Raw genomic sequence first — 21502 nt, 5'->3', positions numbered from 1 at the left:
ATTTAATGAAATTTAAAACCATTGGAGGAAATATTTTTTTGTGCACAAGCCCAGGCCGTCCAGCAAAAAGGGCCCGAAGGTTACCCCTCGAGCCCTTTTTGCGAAGCTGAACCAGCCTCAGGCGAAGTTGGCTTCTGCAAAGCCCCAGTTCACCAGCTTGTCCAGGAAGGTTTCCACGAACTTGGGACGCATGTTGCGGTAGTCGATGTAGTAGGCGTGTTCCCACACGTCCACGGTCAACAGCGCTTTGTCAGCGGTGGTCAGGGGAGTACCCGCAGCGCCGGTGTTGACGATGTCCACCGAGCCATCAGGCTTCTTCACCAGCCAGGTCCAGCCGGAACCGAAGTTGCCCACAGCAGACTTCACGAAGGCTTCCTTGAACGCGGCGTAGCTGCCCCATTTGGCGTTGATGGCCGTGGCCAGCGCACCGGTGGGCTCACCACCGCCAGCGGGCTTCATGCAGTTCCAGAAGAAGGTGTGGTTCCAGATCTGCGCGGAGTTGTTGTAGATGCCGCCGCTGGACTTCTTGATGATTTCTTCCAGAGACAGGTTTTCAAACTCAGTGCCCTTTTGCAGGTTGTTGAGGTTGACCACATACGCGTTGTGATGCTTGCCATGGTGGAACTCCAATGTCTCTTTGGAGTAGGCGGGAGCAAGTGCGTCAATCGCGTAAGGCAAAGCGGGCAAGGTGTGTTCCATGAAATCCTCTCGGTTGGTAAGTGGGTGGGTAAACGTGAATTGTAGAAACTAATTGGGCGACGAATCGACCACACGGAGATCAACCGTACCGTCGACGAGGGATGCACGCAGCGCGTCGCCTGCCTGCGCCTGCGCTACCGACGTTACCGCATTGCCCTGGGCATCGTGCAACCAGGCGTAACCACGGCGCAGGACCAACGTCGGGTCCAACAAGCCCAAGCGCAAATCGGCCCGGGCCGTGCGTTCCTGCAGCGTGCGCAGTGCGCGCTGAGCCGTAGGCTGCCAGTGCTGCTGCTGTTGCATCCACTGCGACTGCTTCCACTGCAAATCGCTGCGCAGGGCTTGGCGCATGCGCTGGTGGGCAGCCACCAGGGCCGCCTGGCGCTGGGCTACCAGCGACGAGGGGCGGCCCAGACGCGAGGTCACCACATCCAGCCGCTGCGCCTGTCGGTCGGCATAGCGCTCCAATGCCGACTGCATGCGGTCCTGCGTCTGGTCCAGCAAGCTTTCCAGCGCCTGGGTGGGTGGGCACACCAGTTCAGCCGCCGCCGTGGGCGTGGGCGCGCGCAGGTCGGCCACAAAGTCCGCAATGGTGAAGTCGGTCTCATGCCCTACCCCCACCACAACAGGCACCGGGCTGCGCGCAATGGCGTGGGCCAGTTGCTCGTCGTTGAAGGACCAGAGGTCTTCCATCGAGCCCCCGCCGCGCACCAGCAAAATCACATCCACACCCTGCCCCTGTGCGTCCACATAGGCGTACAGAGACTCCAGCGCGCGCACCAGCTCGGCGGGCGCCGCAGCGCCTTGTACCGCCGCGGGTGCCAGCAGCACCGGCAAATGGGGTGCACGCCGGCGCAAGGCCGTCACCACATCATGCAAGGCCGCCGCGCCTAGCGAGGTGACCACGCCCACACGCTGGGGCATCGCGGGCAGTGGCCGCTTTCGGGCCGCATCGAACAGCCCCTGGGCCTCCAACTGCGCCTTGAGCCGCATGAACTGCTCAAACAGATTGCCCTGGCCCTGGCGGCTCATGCTTTCCACAATCAGTTGCAAATCACCGCGCGGGCCGTACACGTCCAGGCGCCCTGTTACTTCGACCAACTCCCCCTCGCGGGGCTGAAAGTCCAGCTGGCTGGCGGCGCGCTTGAACATGGCGCAGCGCAGTTGCGCGTTGGGGTCTTTCAGCGAGAAATAGCAATGGCCACTGGTGGCGCGGGTAAAGCTGGCAATTTCGCCACTCACCCGCACCGGGTTGAAGCGCGCATTCAGCGTGTCCGCCAGCGCCTGACACAGGGCGGCGACTTGCCAGACACGCCGACCCGACGCGCTGGGAGCACTTGATGTGGTGTCAAGCATGGTGAAGCTTGCCGGTGCCACGCACCCAATTGCTCCACACCTCGGGGGAGTGAGCCCCCAGCACGACCGCCCCCCGTGGGAAGCACGGCGCTGCGTTGTAAGCTATTGAATTCATTAGGTATTTTTCTGCTGCATTTGTCATCAATGTGTCAAAAACACGCATTGGCGCGGCTTGGCGCGGCACGCAGGTGTGCTTTTGCACAAAGTTATCCACAAGAATTGTGGGCGGTTGGTGGTCAGCGGTACGCCATAATCGGCCAGCTTTTCAACTGCGCGGAGTTCACCTTTTGTTTTCCATCATACAAGCCGCTGGTTGGCCGATTTGGCCGCTGATTGCATGCTCCATCCTGGCCCTGGCCATCGTCATTGAACGTTTCATCAACCTCAAGGATTCCAAGGTGGCGCCGCCCCGGCTGTTGGAAGAAGTGCTGAGCGTGACACGCACCAGCCTGCCCGCCCCCGATGTGGTGACCCAGTTGGAAAAGAACTCGGCCTTGGGCGAGGTGCTGGCCAGTGGCCTGCGCGCCGTGAACAGCAACCCGCATTGCTCTGACGACGACTTGCGCGCCACCATGGAAGGCGCAGGCCGCGTGGTAACGCAGCGCCTGGAGCACTACCTGAGCGCGCTGGCCACCATCGCCTCGGCTGCGCCGCTCATGGGCCTGTTTGGCACCGTGGTCGGCATGATCGAAATCTTCGGCTCGCAAGCACCGGGTGGCGCCAGCGGCGGCAACCCGGCCCAGCTGGCGCACGGCATTTCCATTGCGCTGTACAACACCGCGTTTGGCCTGATCGTGGCGATTCCTTCGCTGATCTTTTGGCGCTACTTCCGCGGACGCGTGGACGCGTATTTGCTGACGCTGGAACTGGCTGCCGAGCACCTGACGCGGCACCTGAAAGCCATGCGCAAATAAGGCGCGAATTCTCTAGCCAACTGCCATGAACTTTCGCCCCCGCCGCCACGAAGAGCCCGAGATCAACCTGATCCCCTTCATCGACGTACTGCTGGTGGTGCTCATCTTCTTGATGCTCTCCACCACTTACAGCAAGTTCACCGAGCTTCAGCTCAAGCTGCCGGTGGCCGACGCGGACGCTCAGCGCGACTATCCCAAGGAACTGATCGTGCTGGTCAGCGCCGATGGCGCCTACACCGTGAACCGCAACCCGCTGGCTGGCCGCAGCCTGGAGAGCCTGGCCATCGCCCTGACCGAAAACGCCAAGGCCGGCAAAGACACCGTGGTCATCATCAGCGCCGATGCCAGCGCCAAGCACCAGGCCGTGGTCACCGTGATGGAAGCGGCGCGCCGTGCGGGCCTGAACCAGATCACCTTCGCCACCCAGTCTTCCGCCCAAGCGGGCGGCAAATAAGCCCCATGGGCGCAGGCCTGGAAAAAGCCCTGCTGCGGGCTTGGACGGGCCGCGGCGCCTTGGCCTGCGCCCTGCTCCCCCTCGCATTGCTGTATCGCAGCCTCGTCGCGTTACGTTGGTGGCTGTACCGCTGGGGCATCAAGAAGTCTCAGCGCCTGCCTGTACCGGTGGTCGTGGTGGGCAATGCCATCGCGGGTGGTGCCGGCAAAACCCCCACCGTGCTGGCACTGGTTACGCATTGGCAGGCGCAGGGCTTACAGGTCGGCATCGTGTCGCGTGGCTATGGCCGCAACAGCACGGAGTGCCAGGAGGTGCGGACAGATTCCGCACCAGAGTCCGTGGGCGACGAACCCCTGCTGCTGCGTCGCAAGACCCAGGTGCCAGTGTTTGTGGGCCGCGACCGCTACGCCGCCGCGTCGGCCTTGCTGACCCGGCATCCGAACACCCAACTAATCGTTTGTGACGACGGTTTGCAACACTACGAGCTGTACCGCGACCTGGAGGTCTGCGTGTTCGACGCCCGCGGCGTGGGCAATGGCTGGGTACTGCCCGCTGGCCCGCTGCGTGAGCCTTGGCCGCGCAAGGCCCTGGCCGCGGCGGGGCAAGACGATGCGCGCCTGTTGGTACTGAAGACCGGCCCATCGGCAGTGGCGGGTTGGCAAGCCCAGCGCGCGCTGGCCGACCATGCGCTGAACGCTCAGGGCCAGGCGACTCCCCTGCACACCTTGCGAGCGCAAGGCGCTGCGCCGCTACTAGCGGTGGCGGGCATCGCCCAGCCTGAGGCCTTCTTCGCCATGCTGCGGGCTGCAGGCATGCCCATTGCCAACACCCAGGCGTTACCGGATCACTATGATTTTGATAGCTTCTCGCGCAGTATCGACGGGGGCTACCAGCTGATTTGCACCGAAAAGGATGCGGTGAAGCTATGGCAAAGCGTGCCAGACGCCCTGGCCGTTCCGCTGCTGCAAACCCTGCCGGCCGACTTCTACACCCACCTAGACCAGTGCCTGCAGCCGCTGGTGCCACCGCTATCATCCCCCCATGGACACAAGACTTCTTGAATTGCTCGTTTGCCCCGTGACCAAGGGGCCGCTGGACTATGACCGCGAAAAGCAGGAACTGATTTCGCGCAGCGCCCGCCTGGCCTACCCAGTGCGCGATGGCATCCCCATCCTGCTGGAAAACGAAGCCCGCGTGCTTAGCGACACCGAACTCGGCCTGTAAACACCGGCCATGAGCTTTACCGTTTTAATTCCGGCCCGCCTGGCCTCTTCGCGCCTGCCCAACAAACCCCTGGCCGACCTGGGCGGCGTGCCCATGGTCGTGCGCGTGGCCCAGCGCGTGCGCGAAGGCGTGCCGCCCGGCACCCGCGTGGTAGTGGCTGGCGACAGCGATTCCATTTTGCAAGCCTGCCAGGCGCACGGCATCGACGCCGTGCTGACGCGCGAAGACCACCCCTCTGGCAGCGACCGTCTGGCCGAGGCCTGCGATCTGCTGGGCCTGCCGGACGACAGCATCGTGGTCAACGTGCAGGGCGATGAGCCCTTGCTCGACCCCGCCTTGGTGACCGCCGTGGCCGCGCTGCTGCAGGCCACGCCCCAGGCCAGCATGGGTACAGCGGCCCACGCCATCACCGAGGTGGCCGACTTCACCAACCCCAATGTGGTGAAGGTGGTGCTGGACGCCGCCAAGCTGGCCCTGTATTTCAGCCGCGCACCCATCGCGTGGTGGCGCGACGGGTTTGCCCAGGGCATCCAGTCGCTGCCGCCGCTCGCGCCGTTGCGCCACATTGGCATTTACTCCTACCGCGTGGGTTTTCTGCGCCAGTTCCCCCTGTTGCCGCAGGCACCGATTGAGGTGACCGAAGCACTGGAACAGCTACGTGCGCTGTGGCATGGCCACCGCATTGCGGTGCACGTGAGCGACGCTGCACCTGGCCCCGGTGTGGACACCCCAGAAGACCTGGCCCGCGTGCGCGCCATCATCCAGGGACAGCAGGCGCAGCTGTAAGCTGGCTGCGGGGAAGCCCGTGCTATTCTCCGACGCTGTACGCGCGTTCAAAAAGTGCACCGAAGCGGTGCCAACCGCAACGCCAAAAAGTTTTGTTTTATCCGAGGGTATCCATGAGACTCATTCTGTTGGGCGCGCCTGGCGCTGGCAAAGGCACGCAAGCCACATTCATTTGTCAAAAGTACGGAATTCCACAAATTTCGACCGGTGACATGCTGCGCGCTGCCGTGAAGGCGGGCACACCCCTGGGCTTGCAGGCCGATGCCGTCATGAAATCCGGCGGCCTGGTCAGTGACGACCTGATCATCAACCTGGTCAAAGAGCGCATCGCCCAGCCCGATTGCGCCAAGGGCTTTTTGTTCGACGGTTTCCCCCGCACCATTCCCCAGGCCGACGCCATGAAGGCAGCCGGCGTGGCGCTGGACTACGTGGTGGAAATCGATGTGCCGTTTGACGCCATCATCGAACGCATGAGCGGCCGACGCTCGCACCCCGCCTCGGGCCGCACCTACCACGTCAAGTTCAACCCACCCAAGGTGGAAGGCAAGGACGATGTGACCGGTGAGCCCTTGGTGCAACGCCCTGATGACCAGGAAGAAACCGTGAAGAAGCGTCTGGACGTGTACAGCGCCCAGACCCGCCCGCTGGTGGAGTACTACTCCAGCTGGGCCCAGAAAGACCCCGCCACCGCTCCCCAATACCGCGCCATCAGCGGCATGGGCGATGTGGACGCGATCACCAGCCGGGTGTTTGAAGCGCTGACCAAGTAAGCGCCTCAAACGCTCTCTAAAAAGCCGCATCCGCGGCTTTTTTTACGCCATCAGTTGCAGCATCAACGCGATGCGCGCCTTCACCGGTGGCAAGCCCTGTGAATGCGGCAAGGCGGCGGTGGCCTCGCCTGCCACCACCTGCCCGCGTGCGCAGCGGCTGGCCCGCACCACCTGCACGCCCTGCTGCTGCACCTCGAGCAAGGCGGCCTCCAGGTCCCCATGCAAGGTGCCGTTGCCGGTGCCCGCCACCACCAGGCCCCGCAGGGGCGGCACCGTGGCACCCGCCTTGGCCAGGCTGCGCACCATGGCGCCCGACGCGCCTACGTAGTTCATGATGATCTCTACCCGGGGCCAGACCGCACTGGGCAGCGCCTGCAGATCCACCGCGCGTGATGGCGCCACAGCGGCCGGCACACCGAACCAACGTACCCGCCCTTCTTCCACCACGGCCACCGGCCCGGCGTCGCCTGAATCAAAGGCGTCCACGCGGTAGGTATGGCTCTTCTGCACCCGTCGGGCGCTGTGCACCGCGCCCGCGCACACCACCAGCACGCCACGCGCCGCGCTATCCAGGGCCACGGCTACGGCGTCCAGCACGTTCTGTGGGCCATCAGGCGTCAGGGCAGAGGCCGGACGCATGGCGCAGGTCAGCACCAGCGGCTTGGCCTGTAGCAACGCGGGGGGCAGCACCTGTTCCAGAAAAAATGCGGTTTCCTCCAGCGTATCGGTGCCGTGGGTGACCAGCACCGCTTCTACGTCCTCGTCCTGCAGGTACTGGGCACAGCGCTGTGCCAGCGCGGCCCATACGGCAAAGCCCATGTCCTTGCTGTCCACCTGAGCAACTTGCTCCGCCACCAGCGTGCGACCCTGCAGCGCGGCTTGCAGAGGGGCAATGGCCTGCAACAGTGACTGCACGCCCACCTGCCCGGCCTTGTAGCCCACGTTGTCCGATCCGCGTTCCGAGCGGCCTGCGATCGTGCCCCCTGTGCCCAAAACCACTACTTTTTTAGCCATACATCACCGCCCCACTTGCATTTATCAAAAAACTGGTTAAAAATACAGTTACTGGATGAGAAAACAGTGTGTACAGACACACAGCCAGCGCCGACCCAACATGAAGGAGTCAGTATGCTTGAAAGTCCCAAACTCACCGCCCGCCAACAGCAAATTCTGGATCTGATCCAGGGCGCCATTGCGCGCACCGGCGCCCCCCCCACCCGGGCGGAAATCGCCACCGAGCTGGGCTTCAAGTCTGCCAACGCCGCCGAAGAACATTTGCAGGCCCTGGCCCGCAAAGGTGTGATCGAACTGGTCAGCGGCACCTCGCGCGGCATCCGCCTCAAGGGCGATGTGCTGCGCTCCATGCAAGAGTCGCGCATGAAGCAGTTCGCCCTTCCCCTGCCCGGTCTGGCCCAGCTGGCTCTGCCCCTGATTGGCCGTGTGGCCGCGGGCTCGCCCATCCTGGCGCAAGAGCATGTGGACCGCACCTACTACGTGGAAAACAGCCTGTTCCAGCGTCAGCCCGACTACTTGCTGAAGGTGCGCGGCATGTCCATGCGCGACGCCGGCATCATGGACGGCGATCTGCTGGCCGTGCAAGCCACCAAGGACGCAAAGAATGGCCAGATCGTGGTGGCCCGCCTGGGTGAAGAAGTGACGGTCAAGCGCTTTCGCCGCAACAAACACCTGATCGAGCTACACCCCGAAAACCCCGATTACCAAACCATCGTGGTCGAGCCCGGTGAGCCTTTCGAGATCGAGGGCTTGGCCGTCGGCCTGATTCGTAACACCATGTTGATGTAACGCAGACAGAAAGCCCCGACCATGAATACCGCCCTCGTGATGAAGCCCGACTTTCTGGCGCCTCTGCGCCACCTCCTGGCCTGGTTGTTGCCCGCCCCCGCGTGCCAGTTGCCGAGCTACGCCGCACCGCAGCCGGCCGAGCGCCTCGTTGCTCCTAATTTTGTAGTGCCTCGCGCAAGCTCTACGCGGGCTAGAGGCACAAATGTGCACCAACCCAAGCCCTTGCGCGTGGTTCGTGTCATGGAAAGCGGGCAGCCCCGCTCCGACGTGGGCCGTATGGTGATCTCAGGCCGCATGGCCGATGTGTGCGCCGAACTGGACCGCCTGGCGGCTTGCGAAGCCGCCTGAACACCGCACAACGATTCCAGGCAGGGGCGTTGCGCAAAACGCCCCTGCCGACGAGGCACAATGGGGCGCATGAACATTGTGATTCTGGATGACTATCAGGACGCCGTACGCAAACTCCAATGCTCGGCAAAATTAGAGGCTTACCCCGCCAAGGTTTACACCAACACCGTCAAGGGCATGGGCCAGCTGTCGATCCGGCTCAAGGACGCAGATGTGATCGTGCTGATCCGGGAGCGCACCCATATCACGCGTTCCCTGATCGAAAAACTCCCCAAACTCAAGCTGATCGCCCAAACCGGGCGCGCGGGTTCCCATATCGACGTCCAGGCCTGCACGGAGCGCGGCATTGCAGTGGCCGAAGGCGTAGGCTCGCCCATCGCACCCGCTGAACTGACCTGGGCCTTGGTCTTGGCCGCCATGCGCCGGCTGCCCCATTACATCGGCAACCTCAAGCACGGCGCCTGGCAGCAGTCCGGGCTGAAGGCGGGCTCTATGCCCGCCAACTTTGGTCTGGGCAATGTGCTCAAAGGCAAAACTCTAGGCATCTGGGGCTATGGCCGCATTGGCCAGCTCATTGCCGGCTATGGCAAGGCATTTGGTATGCAGGTACTCGTGTGGGGCAGCGAAGCCTCGCGCGAAAAGGCCACCCAAGACGGCTATACCGCCGCGGCTGACCGACAGGCTTTTTTCTCGGAAAGCGATGTGCTCACCCTGCACCTGCGTTTGAACGACAGCACCCGGGGCCTGGTTACGGCAGCCGATCTGGCCTGCATGAAGAGCACCTCATTGCTGGTCAACACCTCGCGGGCCGAGCTGATTGAGACCGACGCGCTGATTGGGGGCCTGAACCGCGGGCGCCCGGGCATGGCAGCGATTGACGTGTTCGAGACTGAACCCATATTGCAGGGCCACGCGCTGCTACGCCTGGAAAACTGCATTTGCACCCCGCACATCGGCTACGTGGAGCAGGACAGCTACGAGATGTACTTTGGTGCGGCGTTTGACAACGTGGTCAATTTCATCAAGGGCACACCCTCCAACATCATCAACCCCGGCGCCCTGCAAGTGCGCCGCTAAAGCGTGGCACTACGGTGCCTGCGCTTTCTCAGGGGCGCGTGTCGGGAGGCGGCGTCACCGACACGTCCGGCGCCTCGAACTCGATCAGGTTGTGCGGCGCCGGCGTTTCGAGGTCGGATATCTCAAAGTCCACCTCCATGGGCGCGGCGGCCACTGGGGCCGCATCGGTCTCAGAAGCCTCCGCCACCGCTGCTTTGGCCGCACTGAACGGCATCATGGCGCTCTCCGACACTTCCGACAAACGGGTAAGTACCGCATGTAACAGCAGCAGTTCGCGGAACGCTTCCAGGTCGAAATTGACCACGGCGGCAGCATTCGCTTCGCGCACCATGCATTTCTCAATGAACTCCAGCGCCGCCTTGCTAGGCCACAGCGATGCGATGTGGCCACACAACTCGGGGTACGCGTCCAGGCTCTGACCGGGCTGGCTGAATTGGGCATAGACCGGTACCTGGCCGGTAAACAAGGCGTTGAATTCGTCCCGGTAGCGGTCAAAGGGCTCTTTGCGGCTCAGCGTGTGCAGTGCCTTCAGCAGGTCCAGGTAGACCAGCGGGTTGGACTCGGCGTTGTCGTGGATGCTGGTCTCCAGCAGGGCAATCGCGTCGTCGTACTGCCCCAGCGTCATGAAGAACTCGGCCTGCTGGCGCACATCCAACACCTCCTGGGTGTTGATGGAGCGCAAGCTGCCCGACATGCTGGAATGGAAATCCCGCAGACCCGTCATCCGCGAAGGCGTTCTGTCATTGGCAGGTGGGCGCGACATGGGGCCAGACCGGCTGATGGGGGCGGCTGCGGACGGCAACATATCGTCCAAGTGCAAATCAATGTCGACCGAGGCCAGTGCCTGGACCATGGGGGCCCGTGGCTGGGTGCGCAATTCGGGCCGCTTGTGCGGCTCTTGCTGGGTCGCAGGCAGCGGTCCGGTATCCACGCTGACCGCCACTGATTCACGGGCAGAAGCGGGGTCCTCTTGCTCTGCGGCATCACCGCGCCACCAGGGGGCGCCTGCATCGGCACTGCGCCAGCGGCGCCAACCCCACAACAGCAGCCCTGCCAATGCCAGCAGCGCCACCACCAAGCCATAGACCAGGGGGTTGGCGTACTTTTGTGCGTCAGCCTTTTCCAGGCGCGCCAGCAGCGTCTGCATCTGGCGCTGGTTTTGAGCCGTCAGGTCGCTGAGCTTTTGCACGTTTTGCTCCAGCCCCTGCAGCCGGGCGGCGTCGTGCATCACCTCTTCAGGCGTCAGGTTCAGCGAACGCCACAGCGCCGCAGCGGCCATGCGCTTGTCGGCATCTTCCGTGGGTGCGCTGATCAGGTCCGGGGATGTTTTAAGGTTCGGGTCCCAGTCTTGCGACAGGTCCAGCGGGGCCAGCTTCAGGCGGGCGCGGGAACTGCCAGACAATTTGGGCGCCGGCACCGCAGCAGAAGCCGCGGGTTTGCCAAGCTTGGCAGACTCGGTGGTCACGCGTGGCGCTGTGGCTGCCTTGCCAGATTTAGAGCCACTACCCGCATTCGCCGGCTTGGCTTCGGGCGCGATGGCTGCCACTGGCGGCACAGCGGCAGGCACACTGGGCCGCACCGGGGCGGCCGCAGCCACAGGGGGAGCCAGTTCCGACACCAAGTCGGCCAGCAGCACGTATTTTCGAGAGGCTTTTACGCCACAAGCAGACCGCACATACAGGGTCACCACGGGTTCGTCCACGGGCAGGCGGGAGGCAATACGCACCACCACCGGCTGCCCGCTGCCGGGCGTATCAGCCGTCACCGTCACGCGGCTGGATTCTTGACGATTTTCACCGTAATAAACATCGGCCTCAAAGCACAAGCCGGTACTATCTTCGTCCGCAGCAAACTGCACAGGCACTGTGAGTTCCAGCGGTTGGCCCAGGATGGCAGCCCCGCGCGCACGGCCCAGCGTCAAGGCGTTGCTACCCATTGCGGCGCATAGCAACACTACCCCCACAACGCTTGTTTTCACTTTAAAGACCGGCTTCATTGATAAGAACAATTCTCGCATATCCCATTGGAGGCTAAAGCTATCGTTTGGGCGACAACAGGGGGTGTTTCCTCGCGGTCGCGGCCAGATAATTGCCGCATGAACCCACACTTTCTCCATATCGGCATTGTTGGCGCAGGCGCCATGGGGCGCGGCATCGCGCAAATCGCGGCGCAGGCCGGCAGCACCGTGCTGCTGTTTGACCTCAACCCCGAGGCTGCTCATACAGCCAGACAGCAATTGCACACGCAATGGCAAAGCCTGGCCACCAAACAGCGTATCCAACCCGAGGATGTCGACACGTTCACCGCGCGCATCCAGGTAGCCACCCAGCTGCAAGACTTGACGCATTGTCAGTTGGTGGTGGAAGCTGTAGTCGAGCGTCTGGATGTTAAAACCCAGCTGCTGCAGGCGCTGGAGGCGTGCACGAAGCCATCCACCGTGCTGGCCAGTAACACCTCGTCACTGTCGATCACCGCACTGGCTGCGGGTCTGCAACGGCCCGCGCAGCTTGCTGGTTTTCACTTCTTCAACCCCGTGCCGCTCATGAAAGTGGTGGAGGTGATTCCGGGTATCAAGACCGCACCATCCGTGGTGCAAGCCTTGCAGCAATACGCCAAAGACCTGGGCCATACGCCCGTGCTGGCGCAGGACACACCGGGTTTCATCGTCAACCATGCGGGGCGCGGCTATGGCACCGAGGCGCTGCGCATCGCTTCCGAAGGCGTGGCGGACTTCGCCACCATCGACCGCATCCTGCGCCACCAGTTGGGCTTCAAGCTCGGTCCGTTTGAGCTGATGGACCTGACCGGGTTGGACGTGTCGCACCCGGTGATGGAATCGATCTACCACCAGTACTACGAGGAGCCGCGCTACCGACCCAGCGTGATCACTGCGCAGCGCTTGGCCGGTGGACTCACAGGCCGCAAGGTCGGCGAAGGGTTTTACCAATACACCGATGGCAAGGCGGCAATCACCGCAGAACCTGCCGTGCCTGTGGTGGACGAGATGCCCCCCGTGTGGCTATCACCTCGCGCATCGCGGCGCATGGAACTGCTGATGCTGCTGAAGAACCTAGGTGCAAAAATCGAGACTGGGCAGTCGCCCTCGCCTATCGCGCTGACGCTGGTCGCACCGCTGGGCTTCGACATCACCACGGTGGCCGTGGTGGAGCGCCTGGACCCGGCCCGCACGGTGGGTATCGACATGCTGCTGGACGACGCGACCACAAAACGCCGCGTGCTCGCCACCAACCCAGCCACGCGCACCGACATGCGTGACGCCGCACACGCACTGTTTGCGCGCGATGGCAAGGCGGTGAGCGTGGTGCGCGACAGCGGTGGCTTCGTCACGCAGCGCGTGGTGGCCAACATCGTCAATATTGCGGCCGACATGTGCCAGCAAGGCATTTGCAGCCCCAAGGACCTGGAGACCGCAGTGACGCTGGGTCTGGGCTACCCCATGGGCCCCTTGGCGCTGGGCAATCTGTGCGGCCCTACCAATGTGCTGGAAGTGCTGTTCAACATGCAGACCGTGTACGGCGACACGCGCTACCGCCCCAGCCCCTGGCTGCGTCGCCGCGGCGCCATCGGCCTGAGCCTGCTGCACGAAGAAGAGTAGATCCCGCACCAGACGCACTGGTGACAACCCCCGGTACCTGGCGCGGTCCCGGGGGTGACAATGTGAGCGCTATTTCCCTTCAGCAAGTCACACAAAAGACAGGCCATGGACGAACCCATTCTTACCATTGATGAACGTTCCGCAATCAACGCAGGACGCTGGTTTTCATCCCTATCACCTTCTCTCAAACACGACATTCTTCGATGCGCCTACGTCAAACGTTACAAAGACGGCGAGCTGATTGCAGCGCGCGGCGAGCCGCCCGAGGAATGGATTGCCTGCGCCAAAGGTGCAGTGCGGGTCAGCTCTACCTCCATCTCGGGCAAGCAAATCACGCTGACCTATGTGGAGCCGGGCATCTGGTTTGGGGACGTAGCGATCTTCGACGGGGACCGTCGCACCCACGATGCCTATGCACATGGCGACACCACCATCCTGTGCGTAGCCAAAGCCGACTTCCGGAAAATTCTGGCCAACCATGTGGAACTGTACGAAGCCATGCTGCGCCTGCACGCGCGGCGCATTCGCCAACTCTACGGCTTGGTGGAAGACCTCAACACCCTGCCCTTGCGTGCACGGCTGGCCAAGCAACTGTTGCACCTGGTGCGCAGCTACGGCGTTCCCTCGCTCAGCGACGGCAGCGAGGTACGCATTGGCCTGCAGCTGGCGCAGGAAGAGCTGGCGCAGCTGCTGGGTGCATCACGCCAGCGCGTGAACCAGGAACTCAAGGCCATGGAGCGCGAAGACGTGATTCGTATCGAGCCGGGTGGCCTGGTGATACGCGACCGCGCGGCGCTGATGCACATCATTGACGCCGACGTCTGATTCTTTTTTGACCTTCCCACTCCACACCACTGCATGAGCGACTTCGACCATTTTGTAGGCACACGTTCCGTCTCGGACCAACACGCGTTTGACCTGGCCGCACTGGACGCATGGCTGCAAGGCCATCTGCCCGGCTACGCCGGCCCGCTGCAAGTCGAGATGTTCAAGGGTGGCCAATCCAACCCCACCTACAAGCTCAACACGCCCGGCAAAAGCTATGTGATGCGCGCCAAGCCCGGCCCCGTGGCCAAGCTGCTGCCCTCGGCCCATGCGGTGGAGCGCGAGTTTGCGGTCATGCAAGGCCTGCACGGTACCGATGTGCCCGTGCCCCAGATGCACTGCCTGTGCGAAGACGAATCCATCATCGGCCGCGCCTTCTACGTCATGGAGTTCATGCAGGGCCGCGTACTGTGGGACCAGTCCCTGCCCGGCATGAACCAACAGGAGCGTGGTGCCATCTACAACGAGATGAACCGCGTGATCTCGGCACTGCACACCGTGAAGTTTGCCGAGCGCGGCTTGGCCGGCTATGGCAAGCCCGGCAACTACTTCGAGCGACAGATTGGGCGCTGGAGCAAACAGTACGTGGCCTCCATTACCCAACCCATCCCCGAGATGGACCAGCTCATGGAATGGCTGCCGAAAAACATTCCGGCCATGGCGCGCGACGACAGCATGGTCAGCATCGTGCATGGCGACTACCGGCTTGACAACCTCATGTTTGACAGCAGCGAAGCCAAGGTGCGCGCCGTGCTGGACTGGGAGTTGTCGACACTGGGCCACCCGCTGGCAGACTTCAGCTACCACTGCATGGCCTGGCACATTCCGCCCGGCGCCTTCCGCGGCATTGGCGGGCTGGACTTCGCAGCACTGGGCATTCCTGCGGAAGACACCTACATCCGCATGTACTGCGAACGCACCGGTCTGGCCGAACCCACGCAGCTGAAGGCGGACTGGAACTTCTACATGGCCTACAACATGTTCCGCATCGCGGCCATTCTGCAGGGCATCGCCAAGCGCGTGGAAGCAGGCACCGCCTCCAGCGCACAGGCCGTCAGCTCGGCTGCTGGCGCACGCCCGCTGGCCCAGATGGCCTGGAAGTTTGCCCGCCAGGCTTGATTCCATTGACGCCCCCAACACGCTTTACTGCCCGCAATCCCCACCGGAGACCCCATGGATTTTGACTACTCCCCCAAGACCAAAGAACTGCAGGCGCGCCTGCTCAAGTTCATGGATGACTACATCTACCCCGCAGAAGCGGAGTACCACGCAGAGATCACCGCCAACACCGCCGCGGGCAAGCGTTGGACGCCGCTGCAAACCATCGAGAACCTCAAGCCCAAGGCCCAGGCCGCAGGCCTGTGGAACCTGTTCTTGCCCGTGGACAGTGCCGAAGCCTCGGGCTATCACGGCGCCGGCTTGACCAACCAGGAATACGCGCCGCTGGCGGAAATCATGGGCCGCGTGATGTGGTCCAGCGAAGTATTCAACTGCTCCGCCCCTGACACCGGCAACATGGAAACCATCGCCCGCTACGGCTCCGCCGAGAACAAGGCGCGCTGGCTCAAGCCGCTGCTGGAAGGCAAGATCCGCTCGGCCTTCGCCATGACCGAACCCGATGTGGCCTCCAGCGACGCCACCAACATCGCCACCCGCATCGAACGCCAAGGCGACGAATACGTGATCAATGGCCGCAAGTGGTGGATTTCGGGTGCGGGCGATCCCCGCTGCTCGGTTTACATCACCATGGGCAAGACCGACCCCGAAGCCCCCCGCCACTCGCAACAAAGCATGGTGCTCGTGCCGGCCGACGCCAAGGGCATTACCGTGGTGCGCCCGCTCACCGTGTTTGGCTACGACGACGCGCCGCATGGCCACATGGAAATGCTGTTCGAGAACGTGCGTGTGCCCGTCGACAACATCCTCTTAGGCGAAGGCCGCGGCTTCGAGATCGCCCAAGGGCGCCTCGGGCCTGGCCGTATCCACCACTGCATGCGCCTCATCGGTCTGGCCGAGCGTGCGCTGGAGCTGATGTGCAAGCGGGCCTCCAGCCGAGTGGCCTTCGGCAAGCCCATTGCCGCGCAAACCGTGACGCAAGAGCGCATCGCCGAAGCCCGGTGCAAGATCGACATGGCGCGCCTGCTCACACTCAAGGCCGCCTGGATGATGGACATTGCAGGCAACAAGTTCGCCAAGAACGAAATCGCCATGATCAAGGTCGTAGCCCCCAGCATGGCTTGCCAGGTCATCGACTGGGCCATGCAAGTGCATGGCGGCGGCGGCATGTCCGACGACTTCCCGCTGGCCTACAGCTACACCAGCGCTCGCACACTGCGCTTCGCAGACGGCCCAGACGAAGTGCACCGCAATGCGATCGCCAAACTGGAGCTGGGCAAATACGCACTGAACCCCAAGGCGGTCGAGATGCCCATTACCCGGGGCTGCTAAAACAAAAAAAAGAGCAAGTGCCAAAAACACTTGCTCTTTTTTTGATAGCTGCTTGCGCAATATCTACGCGGGCTAGAGGCCTATTTCGCCTATAAGGCAGGCGGCAAGACTACCACGGCGCCTGCGGCAAACCAGACCACAGTTCGTTCAAATCCGCAAACCGCCACTTGGCCGGGTCTTCGCGGCTGGCAATTTTTTCGGTGCCACCGGGGCGGGACAGATCGACCACCTCGGGCACGATGCGCATGTTCGATTTGGTCGAGAAAAACACCTTCACGCACGGCGTGGTGAGCGACTTGGCAGTCTGCTCTACCACCACGCCCAAGCGCCCTGACGTGAGCTGCACCAGCGAGCCAATGGGGTAAATGCCCAGGCTCTTCACAAAGGCCTGGAACACCTTGCCATCAAAGTGGCCGTTGGACCACTCGGCCATTTTGCGCAATGACTCCGCCGGGTCCCAGCCTATTTTGTAGGGGCGGTTTGAGGTGATGGCGTCGTAGACATCGCACACCGCACCCATCTTGGCAAACAGGCTGATCTCATCGCCCTTCAATCCCTTAGGGTAGCCGGAGCCATCAATCTTTTCGTGGTGGTGCAGGCACACTTCCAGCACCATGGGGTCCACCCCCTTGCCGCCCTGCAGCAGGTCGTAGCCTTTTTCAGGGTGGGTCTTGATGATGGAAAACTCGGCATCGGTCAGCTTGCCGGGCTTGTTCAGCACGTCCATGGGCATGGCGGCCTTGCCCAAGTCATGCAGCAAGCCCGCCAGGCCTGCGGAGCGGGTTTGTGCCTCATCCAACCCCAGCTGCTTGGCCAGCGCCACCATCATGGCGCACACCGCCACCGAGTGCATATAGGTGTAATCGTCCGCGGTCTTGAGCCGGGCCAGGCTGATCAGGGCCCCAGGGTTGCGGGTCACCGAGTCGGTAATCTCTTCCACCATCTGCTTGGCGCCGCCCGCGTCCACCGTCTTGCCCATACGGGCTTCCTGGAACATGGAAATCACGGCTTGTTTGGATTGGTGGCAGATCTTCGCTGCCCGCTGAATTTCGACGTCCACCGGTACCGGTGCCACCTCCCGCCGGGCGGACACGGCTTGGCGCAGTTCGGCTTCCACCTGTTCTTCGGATTCAGACTCGGTCACCGCAGATTGACCTGCCGGGACATCCAGGCCCTTGCCACTGTCAATCCAGACTTCCTTGATGCTGCTGGCAAGAATGGTCTTGAGGTCTTTCGGATCGGTGATCACGAATCCGGTCCGCCAGAAGGGGTGCTCCATCCAGGAGCCGCAGAACTCCTTGAGGTGCATGCCCACGGTCAGTTGTTCAACGCCTATTTTTTTGAGCATGGAGGTCCGCGGAATCACCAACGATCGGGAGGGCGTAAATCAAGCGCTTCGTTGCGCTGGAACCAGTATAGGGGACCATGCGCCAGACCACAGCATGGTTTGCCCCTTAGTGCAGGTGACGCGGCTTTCTGCCACCGCCATGGCCGCCACCCAAACCGCCGCCGGAGCCGCGTGGGGGTTTGCCAATTTCCAACGAATTCACGAGATCGTCAAAACGCTGGGCGAACAGCTTGTCCACCTCGGCCACCACACCGCCGAGCTCCGCACCATCGAAATGCCGCTCCATCATGTTGATGACATCCTGCACCAACAGATCACGCTGGACTTGCATGATGGCGGCAGGGTTGGGACCGACAAACAGCACGACAAAGTCATCTCGTGACTGCGAACCGGTGGGGCCCTCTTCCTCATCAAATTCGGTGTCGTAAAAAGTGATCTCGATCGACGCGCCGGCATTCGCCAACTCGTTGAGGTTCATGCACACCTCATCCAGCGTCTGGCGGAAGTCTTCGTCACCCGCCACGGTCCAGCACATCTGCAGCACGTGGTCGTGCGCGTCGAGTTGGATACCGGGTTCGTCCTCGTAGCTGCTTTTCGCTCCATCGGCCAGGGACTTGGCACCTGCGTATTTCCACAAGGGTTTCAACGCGTCCTGCAGATTCGCAAATGTCACATCGTCTCGCAACAGCACTTGGCCATGCACGTGAATTTCGAAGGGGGCGTTGTAGTTTGGCATAGGTGTAGATTTATTGGTGCCCGAGACCGGAATCGAACCGGTACGCCCGTTATTCACGAAGCGGCGGATTTTAAATCCGATGTGTCTACCTATTTCACCACTCGGGCACGTGAGCCTATTGTCAAACAAAAAGGCCCCGCCAACCGAGGTCGACGAGGCGTTTTAAGCCAGATAAATCTGGAGGCGCGGTCCGGAGTCGAACCGGACTAACCGGATTTGCAATCCGGGGCATAACCGCTTTGCTACCGCGCCACTTTGAATAAAAAAATGGAAGTCAAGACTTCCATTTTTTGAATTGGAGCGGGAAAAGAGGTTCGAACTCTCGACCTATACCTTGGCAAGGTATCGCTCTACCAACTGAGCTATTCCCGCATGAACTATCACTGTACTAGAAACGATGCTCCAGTACGAAATTGGAGCGGGAAAAGAGGTTCGAACTCTCGACCTATACCTTGGCAAGGTATCGCTCTACCAACTGAGCTATTCCCGCGTTTCAAGCCTCAAATTATAGCCTACTTTTTGAGCCCAAGTCCACTCAGACTCAAAAAGTGTCAGCACTTAGTGTTTGACCGAATCATCCAACTGCACGACGGGCGCAATGGCAGCCACTGCCGTCGCAGGCAGCGCCTCTTCATCCGTCAAAGGAATGGGATGGCTCTCCAGCGCCAGCTCCAACACTTGGTCGATCCAACGCACAGGAACGATCTCGAGACCGTTCTTCACATTCTCGGGAATGTCCTGCAGGTCTTTGGCGTTCTGTTCGGGGATCAACACCGTTTTGATCCCACCCCGCAGCGCAGCCAATAGCTTTTCCTTAAGTCCGCCGATCTCGGTGATCTCGCCCCGCAGGGTAATTTCACCGGTCATTGCTACATCACCACGCACAGGAATACCTGTGAGCGCTGACACAAAAGCGGTAGCCATGGCTGCACCTGCGCTGGGACCGTCCTTGGGCGTTGCGCCATCGGGCACGTGGATGTGGATGTCTTTCTTTTCAAACACCTCGTCCTTGATGCCCAGTCGGCGTGAGCGGCTGCGCACCACCGTACGCGCGGCTTCCACAGACTCTTTCATCACATCGCCCAGTGAACCGGTGCGCGTGATCACGCCCTTCCCAGGAGTCAGCGCTGCTTCGATGGTCAACAAATCGCCGCCCACCTCGGTCCACGCCAAGCCGACCACTTGGCCCACCTGGTTTTGCTCCTCTGCACGGCCATAGGTGTACTTGCGCACGCCCAGGAAATCGTTCAGGTTGTCCACGGTGACTTGCACCTGGCCTTCCATCTTCTTCAGCAGCAGGCCCTTGACCACCTTGCGGCAGATCTTGGACAACTCACGTTCCAGCGAACGCACGCCCGCCTCACGGGTGTAGTAGCGCACGATGTCGCGCACTGCACCTTCGGAAATCGACAACTCTGTGGCCTTCACGCCGTTGTTCTTCATCTGCTTGGGCAGCAGGTAGGTAATGGCGATGTTGGTCTTTTCGTCTTCGGTGTAACCCGACAGGCGAATCACCTCCATGCGGTCCAACAGCGCTGGCGGGATGTTCATGGAGTTGCTGGTCGCAACAAACATCACGTCACTCAGGTCATAGTCCACTTCCACATAGTGGTCGCCAAACTTGTGGTTCTGCTCAGGGTCCAGCACCTCCAGCAGCGCGCTGCTGGGGTCGCCACGGAAGTCCGTGCCCAGCTTGTCGATCTCGTCCAGCAGGAACAGCGGATTGCGGGTACCCACCTTGGACAAGCTTTGCAACACCTTGCCTGGCATCGCACCAATGTAGGTGCGGCGGTGGCCGCGAATCTCGGCCTCGTCACGCATGCCACCCAAGGCCATGCGCACGTACTTGCGGCCCGTGGCTTTGGCAATGGACTGACCCAACGAGGTCTTGCCCACCCCAGGGGGGCCGACCAGGCACAGGATGGGCGCCTTCACCTTGTCCACGCGCTGTTGCACTGCAAGATATTCCAGGATGCGGTCCTTAACCTTGTCCAGGCCGTAATGGTCTTCGTTCAGCACATTTTCGGCATTCACCAGGTTGTGCTTGATCTTGGTCTTGGCAGTCCAGGGCAAACCGGTCAGCACTTCGATGTAGTTGCGCACCACGGTGGCTTCGGCCGACATAGGCGACATCAGCTTGAGCTTCTTGAGCTCGGCCTCGGCCTTCTTCAAGGCTTCCTTGGGCATCTTGGCGGCCTTGATCTTCTTCTCGATCTCTTCGATGTCTGCGCCGTCTTCGCCCTCGCCCAGTTCTTTCTGGATGGCTTTGACCTGCTCGTTCAGATAGAAGTCGCGCTGGTTCTTTTCCATCTGGCGCTTCACGCGGCCACGGATCTTCTTGTCCACATTCAAAATGTCGACTTCGCGTTCGATCTGCTCAAACAGGTTTTCCAGGCGGTCCTTAACCTCGGGCAGGCTCAGCACGGCCTGCTTGCTGTCCAGCTTCAGCGGCAGGTGGGCGGCGATGGTGTCGGCCAAGCGACCGGCATCGTCGATGCTGGAAATCGAGGTCAGGATTTCAGGAGGAATCTTTTTGTTCAGTTTGACGTACTGATCAAACTGCTGCATAACCGCGCGGCGCAGGGCTTCCACTTCGCTGGCGACCTTGCGGGCCTTGTCACTCGTGTCATCGGGGATTTCGATGGGCGTAACGTTGGCCGTGAAATGCTGCTCGCCTTCCACGATTTCATTCACGCGTGCGCGCTGGTGACCTTCCACCAACACCTTCACAGTGCCATCCGGCAGCTTGAGCATTTGCAGGATGGTGGACACACAGCCCACATCGAACATGTCCGAGACCACAGGGTCGTCTTTGGCGGCGGCCTTCTGGGCCACGAGCATGATGCGGCGCTCAGCCTCCATCGCGGCCTCCAGGGCCTTAATGCTCTTGGGACGACCCACGAACAGTGGAATCACCATATGGGGGAAAACAACCACATCGCGCAATGGCAACAGTGGTAAATCAAGGGGGGTAGCAGGCAGCGGTGTGTGGCCAGACATGGGGAACCTTTTTGTTACCTGTTGAATATGGACCGGGATGCCTGAATTTCAAGCTCACTGCCATTATCAGCAGAGGAATAGGACAGTAGTTCCGGTGA

20 protein-coding genes and 4 tRNA genes are annotated in these 21502 nt (G+C 61.7%); 13 read left to right on the top strand and 11 right to left on the bottom strand.

What is annotated here, in order from left to right; genetic code table 11:
- Positions 1 to 117: 117 nt before the first annotated feature.
- Complete coding sequence (locus tag AC097R_RS11105) at positions 118 to 699, bottom strand: superoxide dismutase (RefSeq protein ID WP_479598178.1); 582 nt, start codon at positions 697 to 699, stop codon at positions 118 to 120.
- A gap of 48 nt (positions 700 to 747) precedes the next feature.
- Positions 748 to 2055, bottom strand: coding sequence for an exodeoxyribonuclease VII large subunit (xseA, locus tag AC097R_RS11100; RefSeq protein ID WP_479598177.1), 1308 nt, complete (start codon positions 2053 to 2055; stop codon positions 748 to 750).
- Positions 2056 to 2342: 287 nt separating this feature from the next.
- Here xseA and AC097R_RS11095 point away from each other — a divergent pair, with 287 nt between their 5' ends.
- The 6 genes from AC097R_RS11095 (at position 2343) to adk (ending at position 6203) form a co-directional block, all read left to right on the top strand.
- Positions 2343 to 2969, top strand: coding sequence for a MotA/TolQ/ExbB proton channel family protein (locus tag AC097R_RS11095; RefSeq protein WP_479598176.1), 627 nt, complete (start codon positions 2343 to 2345; stop codon positions 2967 to 2969).
- 25 nt (positions 2970 to 2994) lie between these two features.
- Positions 2995 to 3423: an ExbD/TolR family protein gene (locus AC097R_RS11090; protein ID WP_479598175.1), complete on the top strand. Its 429-nt coding sequence runs from the start codon at positions 2995 to 2997 to the stop codon at positions 3421 to 3423.
- 5 nt (positions 3424 to 3428) lie between these two features.
- A complete protein-coding gene (lpxK, locus tag AC097R_RS11085) occupies positions 3429 to 4484 on the top strand; it encodes a tetraacyldisaccharide 4'-kinase (protein ID WP_479598174.1) in 1056 nt (351 codons plus the stop codon).
- The gene (locus AC097R_RS11080) at positions 4465 to 4647 is read left to right on the top strand and encodes a Trm112 family protein (RefSeq protein ID WP_310338631.1); all 183 of its coding nucleotides are present in this window, start codon (positions 4465 to 4467) and stop codon (positions 4645 to 4647) included. Before lpxK ends, AC097R_RS11080 begins: the two co-directional genes overlap by 20 nt.
- Before the next feature lie 9 nt (positions 4648 to 4656).
- Positions 4657 to 5433: a 3-deoxy-manno-octulosonate cytidylyltransferase gene (gene kdsB, locus AC097R_RS11075; protein WP_479598173.1), complete on the top strand. Its 777-nt coding sequence runs from the start codon at positions 4657 to 4659 to the stop codon at positions 5431 to 5433.
- 113 nt (positions 5434 to 5546) lie between these two features.
- A complete protein-coding gene (adk, locus tag AC097R_RS11070) occupies positions 5547 to 6203 on the top strand; it encodes an adenylate kinase (RefSeq protein ID WP_479598172.1) in 657 nt (218 codons plus the stop codon).
- A 42-nt stretch (positions 6204 to 6245) separates the two neighbouring features.
- Here the strand turns inward: adk and AC097R_RS11065 are convergent, their stop codons facing one another.
- The gene (locus tag AC097R_RS11065; protein WP_479598171.1) at positions 6246 to 7217 is read right to left on the bottom strand and encodes an asparaginase; all 972 of its coding nucleotides are present in this window, start codon (positions 7215 to 7217) and stop codon (positions 6246 to 6248) included.
- Between the two features lie 114 nt (positions 7218 to 7331).
- Here AC097R_RS11065 and lexA point away from each other — a divergent pair, with 114 nt between their 5' ends.
- From lexA to AC097R_RS11050, 3 genes are all read left to right on the top strand, one after another.
- Positions 7332 to 8006 (top strand): transcriptional repressor LexA, encoded by a 675-nt coding sequence (lexA, locus tag AC097R_RS11060; protein ID WP_310338623.1) that lies wholly within the window; start codon positions 7332 to 7334, stop codon positions 8004 to 8006.
- Positions 8007 to 8027: 21 nt separating this feature from the next.
- A complete protein-coding gene (locus AC097R_RS11055) occupies positions 8028 to 8354 on the top strand; it encodes a hypothetical protein (protein ID WP_479598170.1) in 327 nt (108 codons plus the stop codon).
- Positions 8355 to 8423: 69 nt separating this feature from the next.
- A complete protein-coding gene (locus AC097R_RS11050; RefSeq protein ID WP_479598169.1) occupies positions 8424 to 9431 on the top strand; it encodes a D-2-hydroxyacid dehydrogenase family protein in 1008 nt (335 codons plus the stop codon).
- 28 nt (positions 9432 to 9459) lie between these two features.
- Here the strand turns inward: AC097R_RS11050 and AC097R_RS11045 are convergent, their stop codons facing one another.
- The gene (locus tag AC097R_RS11045) at positions 9460 to 11367 is read right to left on the bottom strand and encodes a hypothetical protein (RefSeq protein ID WP_479598168.1); all 1908 of its coding nucleotides are present in this window, start codon (positions 11365 to 11367) and stop codon (positions 9460 to 9462) included.
- A 159-nt stretch (positions 11368 to 11526) separates the two neighbouring features.
- Between AC097R_RS11045 and AC097R_RS11040 the strand changes: the two genes are divergently transcribed.
- The 4 genes from AC097R_RS11040 to AC097R_RS11025 all read left to right on the top strand — a co-directional run bounded on the left by AC097R_RS11040 (position 11527) and on the right by AC097R_RS11025 (position 16320).
- The gene (locus tag AC097R_RS11040; protein ID WP_479598167.1) at positions 11527 to 13047 is read left to right on the top strand and encodes a 3-hydroxyacyl-CoA dehydrogenase; all 1521 of its coding nucleotides are present in this window, start codon (positions 11527 to 11529) and stop codon (positions 13045 to 13047) included.
- 105 nt (positions 13048 to 13152) lie between these two features.
- Positions 13153 to 13872, top strand: a complete 720-nt coding sequence (locus AC097R_RS11035; RefSeq protein ID WP_479598166.1) for a Crp/Fnr family transcriptional regulator — start codon at positions 13153 to 13155, stop codon at positions 13870 to 13872.
- A 33-nt stretch (positions 13873 to 13905) separates the two neighbouring features.
- On the top strand, positions 13906 to 14991 hold the full coding sequence (locus AC097R_RS11030; RefSeq protein WP_479598165.1) for a phosphotransferase family protein: 1086 nt from the start codon (positions 13906 to 13908) through the stop codon (positions 14989 to 14991).
- A gap of 54 nt (positions 14992 to 15045) precedes the next feature.
- Positions 15046 to 16320: an acyl-CoA dehydrogenase family protein gene (locus AC097R_RS11025; protein WP_479598164.1), complete on the top strand. Its 1275-nt coding sequence runs from the start codon at positions 15046 to 15048 to the stop codon at positions 16318 to 16320.
- Positions 16321 to 16429: 109 nt separating this feature from the next.
- Here AC097R_RS11025 and AC097R_RS11020 read toward each other — a convergent pair whose 3' ends face one another.
- The 7 genes from AC097R_RS11020 to lon all read right to left on the bottom strand — a co-directional run bounded on the left by AC097R_RS11020 (position 16430) and on the right by lon (position 21404).
- Positions 16430 to 17668 carry an HD-GYP domain-containing protein gene (locus AC097R_RS11020; protein ID WP_479598163.1) on the bottom strand — a complete coding sequence of 413 codons (1239 nt, stop codon included), beginning with the start codon at positions 17666 to 17668 and terminating at the stop codon, positions 16430 to 16432.
- A 106-nt stretch (positions 17669 to 17774) separates the two neighbouring features.
- Positions 17775 to 18404, bottom strand: a complete 630-nt coding sequence (locus AC097R_RS11015) for a DUF6806 family protein (RefSeq protein ID WP_479598162.1) — start codon at positions 18402 to 18404, stop codon at positions 17775 to 17777.
- 14 nt (positions 18405 to 18418) lie between these two features.
- A tRNA-Leu gene (locus AC097R_RS11010) sits at positions 18419 to 18511 on the bottom strand.
- Between the two features lie 71 nt (positions 18512 to 18582).
- Positions 18583 to 18656, bottom strand: a tRNA-Cys gene (locus AC097R_RS11005).
- A gap of 44 nt (positions 18657 to 18700) precedes the next feature.
- Positions 18701 to 18776 (bottom strand) — tRNA-Gly (locus AC097R_RS11000).
- Between the two features lie 42 nt (positions 18777 to 18818).
- Positions 18819 to 18894: transfer RNA gene (locus tag AC097R_RS10995), tRNA-Gly, on the bottom strand.
- 68 nt (positions 18895 to 18962) lie between these two features.
- A complete protein-coding gene (lon, locus tag AC097R_RS10990) occupies positions 18963 to 21404 on the bottom strand; it encodes an endopeptidase La (protein WP_479598161.1) in 2442 nt (813 codons plus the stop codon).
- Between the last annotated feature and the right edge of the window lie 98 nt (positions 21405 to 21502).

The organism is Rhodoferax sp. ZS1R25 (assembly GCF_056521335.1).
Note: the sequence above shows the minus strand (reverse complement) of the source record. Positions and strands in the feature narration are given on the sequence as shown.